The following is a 1,673-nucleotide window of genomic DNA, read 5'->3' on the forward strand; positions in this document are numbered from 1 at the left end:
GACGATGCTGGCACAGATCTGGGCCGAGCTGCTCGGCGTCGAGCGGGTCGGCCGCCATGACAACTTCTTCGAGCTCGGCGGCCACTCGCTGCTCGCCGTCAGGCTCGTGAGCCGGCTGTCGCGGGCCGTTGGTGTGGAACTGTCGCTGTCGACGCTGTTCGCCAGGCCAGTGCTTTGCGATCTGGCGACAGGCATCGTCGAGGTGTTGAGCCGCGCCGGTCCGCAAGACCTGCCGGCGATCGCGGCCGTGTCGCGCGACGAGCCGCTTGTGCTGTCGTTCGCGCAGCAGCGGCTGTGGTTCCTGGCGCAGCTGGATGCGGCCGGCACCAATTACCACGTGCCGCTGGCCTTGCGCCTGAGGGGTACGCTCGACCGCAGCGCCTGGCAGCGCAGCCTCGACCGTTTGTTCGCGCGTCATGAGGCGCTGCGCAGCGTCTTTGTCGACTCGGAGGATGAGCCCCGCGTCGCGCTTCTGCCGCCCGACACAGGGCTGCCGGTAATCGAGCACGATCTCAAGGCCGGGCCGGACGCCGAAGCAACCCTTCTGGAGCTGTGCCATGAAGAGGCCCATGCTCCGTTCGATCTTGCCCATGGCCCGCTGATCCGCGGACGGCTCATCCGGCTGTCGGATCAGGAGCATGTCTTCCTGCTGACCCAGCATCACATCGTCTCGGACGGCTGGTCGATGGGCGTGCTGGTGCGTGAACTGAGCAGCCTCTACCGGGCGTTCCTGGCCGGACAGGGCGAGCCGCTGCCGCCACTCGTCATCCAGTATCCGGACTACGCCGCCTGGCAACGCCAATGGCTGTCGGGCGAACGGCTGCAGACACAGGCGCAATATTGGCGCGAGACCCTCGCCGGCGCTCCGGCCCGTCTGGCGCTGCCGACCGACCGGCCGCGGCCGGAACAACAGTCGTTTGCCGGGGCGACCGTTCCGATCGTCATCGACGCGGATCTGACGCGGGGGCTGAAGCGGCTGAGCCGCCAGCACGGCACGACCTTGTTCATGACGGTGCTGGCCGCCTGGGCGGCGGTGCTGTCGCGTCTGTCCGGACAGGACGACCTTGTCATCGGCGTGCCGAGCGCCAATCGCGGTCGGCGCGAGATCGAAGAGCTGATCGGCTTCTTCGTCAACACCCTGGCGCTGCGGCTGGACCTGTCGGGCGAGCCGAGCGTCTCGGAGCTTCTGGAACGGACGCGGCGCACGGCGCTCGCCGCGCAGGAGCATCAGGACCTGCCGTTCGAGCAGGTGGTGGAGATCGTCAAGCCGCCACGCTCTCTCGATCACACGCCGCTGTTCCAGGTGGGGCTCGCCTGGCAGAACGCCGCCGTCGAGGCGTTCGATCTTCCCGGGCTGAGCGTCGAGCCGGCCGGCAATGGCCTCGATCAGGTCAAGTTCGATCTGGAGCTGAGCCTTGGCGAGCACGATGGGATCATCGCCGGAACGTTTGGATATGCCACGGCGCTGTTCGATGCCGCGACGATCGAGCGGCAGCGTGGTTATCTGCTGGCGCTGCTGCGGGCGATGGTTGCCGATGCAGGGCAGCCGGTAGGCCGTATTGAGCTGCTGTCCTCCGACGAGCGCAGCTATCTGCTGGAGGAGCTGAACCGGACGGCGGCGGATTATCCATCGGACAAGTGCATCCACGAGCTGTTCGAGGCGCAGGTCCGGC

Annotated in this window: 1 protein-coding gene; it reads left to right on the plus strand. The window is 67.5% G+C overall.

Annotated features, from left to right (window positions below):
• Positions 1-1,673, plus strand: a 1,673-nt coding sequence (locus QN224_RS33440) for a condensation domain-containing protein (RefSeq protein WP_283980157.1), incomplete at both ends; no start/stop codon positions are given.

The sequence above is a fragment of the Sinorhizobium sp. 7-81 genome, assembly GCF_030124405.1.
Classification (GTDB): Bacteria; Pseudomonadota; Alphaproteobacteria; order Rhizobiales; family Rhizobiaceae; genus Sinorhizobium; species Sinorhizobium psoraleae.